The following is a 4,549-nucleotide window of genomic DNA, read 5'->3' on the forward strand; positions in this document are numbered from 1 at the left end:
TTAAGCTCGAGTAATCTTCTTCATCTTCAAAAATGTTTTGCCGATTTATGCCCCTTATCATAATATGATAAATTCCGGTTTCACTTTTTTCTCTAGCCTGTCTGGGCACTGACATCACCCCCAACCCAATTTACCTTAGATTGGTAATGTTGTCAACAACCCCGTCCCCTTGACACGAAACGTCCCCTTGACACGAAAACCAATCTAGAATAGTTATTGAAAAGGAGTTAAAACAAGCTGAATTGGAGTTAGACCGTATTTACAATACTCTTACTCAGCTTCAACCAAATGAACAAGCCAAAGAACTACTCCGAATTTATTCAGAAGTCCATTATTCTTATATATCAGCTTCTGATAATCTGCGCTATAACCAAGGCTTTAGGGATTGCTTGAGACTAATATTTACCTTTCTAATGATGCCGGAATAGCTAACAGTATCAAAAGAACAGTCCGAGACCACTGAAAAAGTCTGATAAAAGCACAAAAAGCATACCCGCTCATAGTACAATTTAGTTGCGAAGCCAATCACACCTGAGCATTCCAGGGAAGAAATGTTGTCAACAACCCCGTCCCCTTGACATTTATGACATTTATGAGGGACAAAAAGGATTATGTCCCCATGGGCTAACCATTTTTATATTTTTGCTTGACTTAAGATAGCTGGTCTTGGCATGGACTTACTTTGATTGAACATCCGCTACTAAGATACCTATTATTCTGTTCAATATTTCTGCTTCATTTTTTTGAAAATAAACTCTTATATAAGCAACCACTTGGTTATTTACAATTAAATTCGAACCTTTTAGGGCCGGAACAATACTAAACGCCTTTATTTCGCTTAAAGGAAACTTGCCTGTCTTCATTACTCCATTACGTTTGTTTTTTAGTCTGTAAAAAATATTCTGATCAGTAACTAATATTCCTATTTTTCCCGACCTAAAGAAAGTATCGTCCAATAAAATCAGCGGTATTTCTATATCGGGATTTATATGTGCATATAATCTGCGAGAATTATTTATTTTCCTAATAGGTATTAGTTTTCCATAATCAAACGTAAAATAAGGTGGTGGATTTTTTTCAAAGAAGTCATTCATTATTGTGATGAGTCTTTCATTTCCCAGATCAATCATCCTCCTTTATAGTCAGCATCATTTATTAAGAACCCCTAACGCCTTGGAAATTTGGACTCTCAGATTGTGATTATAAACGTCTTTTTGTGTATTTAATAAGTTTTTTTATCAACATGGACAGAAACGAATATCGAGTCTCATTGTCTTTTTGCTCCGTTTTCACAGTAACCTACAAACCAATTTCCTACTTCATAGGCAAAACCACCAGGAGTATTCGGAGGTGGCGATGCCCCTTTCCCGTAGTAACTCCCAGCAATATCAGCAGCGTTTTCAAGGCATTGCATGGCTTTGTAACCATATCTATATCCATATGACATAACTACTGAACCGGCCTCAACTAAAACATCCCCTGCTAGAACTTCAGTGCCTCCAATTGCAACCACAACTTCTGCACCAGCTAATGCAAAAGCACCGGGAACTGCTACAGCTAGCTGTACTCCTGGACTTTGCCTTTCAAACCATTTATACGGGCGAGAATTATATATTGAATCGCTTATACTGTTTGATCCTGATATACCACCACTTTCTGCGATATAAACATCGTTTTCATAACCACAAACTGTAGACGCAGAACTTAATATCCTATTTCCAAAATATGAGATATACCTAGATACAATTGATGATCCCGTCCGAGAAGGTCTTGTTTGAGCTGCCGCCGCTCTAGCTGCCTCAATGCGAATGCATTCGCTGGTAAACGCCTTTTCCAACGCGGTAAGCCTAAATATCTCAGCTTTTTGATTGACTGCTAGGTCATTATTCATACTTTTTACGATATCGTACCTGCTCCAGCCCGCCTTTGTGGTAGGAGCAGAATATGATATTTCACCTGGATCAGGAGCAATGTAGTAGGTTACAGAACCATTAGGCCAATAGACCGGTGAACCGATGGGCTGTGGATCGCTGGGTATCCAAACATTTGGATCGGTTGATATATTGTAGCAAACCTGCCCTCCGGTTAAGTATTTTTGACTGCTTGATCCTTTACTTGAGCCGCTTGATCCTTTACTCGAGCTGTTTGAGCTACTACTTGTTCCGCTGCTGCTCGAAGGATTCTCGCCCGGATCGGGAGGAACATTGAAATGACCGGAGGGATCAATTCGATTTACAGGATTATTGGAACAGTAGGCATAATAATTTAACTCTTGTATTCCTTTTAAACTGTCCTCAGATGTAAACCTTCTGGTATCCGGATCATAATACCTTGCTCGCAAATAATAATTGCCACTGCTCGAATCATAATACTCCCCCGAGTAGCGGAAGGGGTTGTCGATCTTCTGGGTTTCATTGCGCCATAGCTCTGTACTCACATCGCCCCCGTATGCTTTTACCGGTGCTGTTTCCTCCCGCCCATAGGGATCGTATTCATAATCCTTAACAACCCAGCCCTTTTCATTTAGCAGTTTGGCCACATCTCCGTGAGCGTTGTGGAGATAATACAGGTTTTCTTCGTTGGATTCACGGTAGATTAGCCGTAAACCCCGGATGTTTTTTGCGCCAACTTTTAAGTCCTTATCGCTTTCCAAAACTATGCTGCCGCGATCATAAATATAATTTACGGCGCGGTCCGTAAAGTCCTTTTTAGTGCGCAGCCCCTGGGCGTTGTAGGTATAGTCAATGTACTGTCCGTTGGGATCTTGCACCCGCTGCAGCTGGTTAAAACCATTGTACCAGAAATTGGTGGCACTGCTGGAAATCAAGTCCCCGTTTTCTTTATTGACTTCTTCTTTATATACTTGATTGCCTTCCTCATCATAGTCAAACCGTAATTGTTTTAAGGTTTGGCCGCAGGCTGTTTCACTTAGCATCAGGCGGCTGTTGCGGTCATAAGTGAAGTTGGTCTGTTCAATTTGACCTCCTTTTATCTGGGCTATTTCGCGAATATTGTTCAAGTCGTCATATTCGTAATTCTGGGTTAAATCACCAGGCAGCTCGGCTACCTTTAACCTGGATAAAGCGTCATAATAGTATCTGCTGGTATCGGAGCCTTCATCTTTTTGCACCTGATTTCCACGCAGATCATACTTGTACTTGTAGTTGGCAACTATCTCACCTGCGTCAAAGTGGCGCAGGCTTTTCAAATTACCCGAGGGATAATATGAGTATTCTGATTTGATGCCTGTAACACCGTTTGACTCGTTAGTTAAGCGCCCGGTTTGATCGTACTGGTACTTAAACCATTTGCCATTATCGTTGACTGCCGTCATCCGTCCGACGCGGTCATATTCGTATTTCAAATCGATTTGGTTTAATCCGCCCTGCATGATTCGCATTTCGGTGAGCCTGTCAGCGCTGTCATAGGTGTAGTTTTTTCTGAATCCATTTCCGTAGTTTGTATATATAAGCCGTCCCAGATCATCATATTCGTACTGGGTAGCACCGGATGCGTCAGTGACTTCTTTTCAGGTTGCCTACTTAATCATAGGTCTTGTTGACTAAGGTCTTCTTCCCATCCTAGAATGTCAAGGGGACGGGAATGTTGACAACCTTAATGGTAAAGCTGTTCTTATACCCTGCAAAGTCAGGTAATCCCGGTGCTTTAACGACGAAGGCCGAATCCCTTGTAGAACTCGGCCATCTTACTTTCTTAATTGTGTTCAAGAAGAAAAGTTGTCAACAACCCCGTCCCCTTGACATGTGAAAAGAAAAAAAAACTGGTTAGTTAGAATGAATAAAGATTTGCAGTCTGAAAAAATAGAGGAGGAAATCACGATGAGGAATTTGCTCATTGAGTTTTCTAATCAAGTTGATAAAAACCAATCTAGAATAATTATTGAAAAGGAGTTAAAACAAGCTGAATTGGAGTTAGACCGTATTTACAATACTCTTACTCAGCTTCAACCAAATGAACAAGCCAAAGAATTACTTAGAATTTATTCAGAAGTCCATTATTCTTATATATCAGCTTCTGATAATCTGCGCTATAACCAGGGCTTTAGGGATTGCTTAAGGCTAATTTTTACCTTTCTAATGATGCCGGAATAGCTAACAGCATATGAGGCATTGCTTCCCTCTCCTTTATACGCCAGGAATCACGATCCCTAGACTATCTCATTGCCCGCCACAAGTGTCAAAAGAACCGTCTCCTCGTGTTACTTTGATTGGTAATGTTGTCAACAACCCCGTCCCCTTGACATTTTAGGTAAAGCTGTTCTTACGCCCGGCAAAGTCCGTTACCTGGGTAGCCCCGGTGCTTTAAAGACGAAGGCCGAATCCCTCGCAGAACTCGGCCATTTTACTTTCTCAATTGTGTACAGGAAGAATTGTTGTCAACAACCCCGTCCCCTTGACATTCGAGAGTTGTGCCGTAATTGTTCCAGGCGAAGTGAATGCATGAGTAAGAGCAAGCGGATAGCGAGGGTAATGAGAGTCAGCGTGAATACACCGGAGTTGTATGAGTACAGTCAGAGAGCAAAAACCCC

At 41.4% G+C, this 4,549-nt stretch carries 4 protein-coding genes; 2 read left to right on the top strand and 2 right to left on the bottom strand.

All coding sequences use genetic code 11. The features are described from left to right. Positions 1–677: 677 nt before the first annotated feature. A complete protein-coding gene (locus HPY74_19965) occupies positions 678–1,130 on the bottom strand; it encodes a hypothetical protein (protein NSW92885.1) in 453 nt (150 codons plus the stop codon). A gap of 137 nt (positions 1,131–1,267) precedes the next feature. Further along, positions 1,268–3,400 (bottom strand): hypothetical protein, encoded by a 2,133-nt coding sequence (locus HPY74_19970; GenBank protein ID NSW92886.1) that lies wholly within the window; start codon positions 3,398–3,400, stop codon positions 1,268–1,270. Between the two features lie 203 nt (positions 3,401–3,603). Between HPY74_19970 and HPY74_19975 the strand changes: the two genes are divergently transcribed. Then, positions 3,604–3,768 carry a hypothetical protein gene (locus HPY74_19975; protein ID NSW92887.1) on the top strand — a complete coding sequence of 55 codons (165 nt, stop codon included), beginning with the start codon at positions 3,604–3,606 and terminating at the stop codon, positions 3,766–3,768. Between the two features lie 71 nt (positions 3,769–3,839). After that, positions 3,840–4,112 carry a hypothetical protein gene (locus HPY74_19980; protein NSW92888.1) on the top strand — a complete coding sequence of 91 codons (273 nt, stop codon included), beginning with the start codon at positions 3,840–3,842 and terminating at the stop codon, positions 4,110–4,112. Positions 4,113–4,549: the final 437 nt, after the last annotated feature.

It is taken from the genome of Bacillota bacterium (assembly GCA_013314855.1).
Taxonomy (GTDB): domain Bacteria; phylum Bacillota; class Clostridia; order Acetivibrionales; family DUMC01; genus Ch48.

Coding starts and splice junctions, on each gene's coding strand:
- HPY74_19970 (NSW92886.1), bottom strand. CDS start 3,400: ATGCGAATCATGCAGGGCGGATTAAACCAAATCGATTTGAAATACGAA.
- HPY74_19965 (NSW92885.1), bottom strand. CDS start 1,130: ATGATTGATCTGGGAAATGAAAGACTCATCACAATAATGAATGACTTC.
- HPY74_19975 (NSW92887.1), top strand. CDS start 3,604: ATGTTGACAACCTTAATGGTAAAGCTGTTCTTATACCCTGCAAAGTCA.
- HPY74_19980 (NSW92888.1), top strand. CDS start 3,840: ATGAGGAATTTGCTCATTGAGTTTTCTAATCAAGTTGATAAAAACCAA.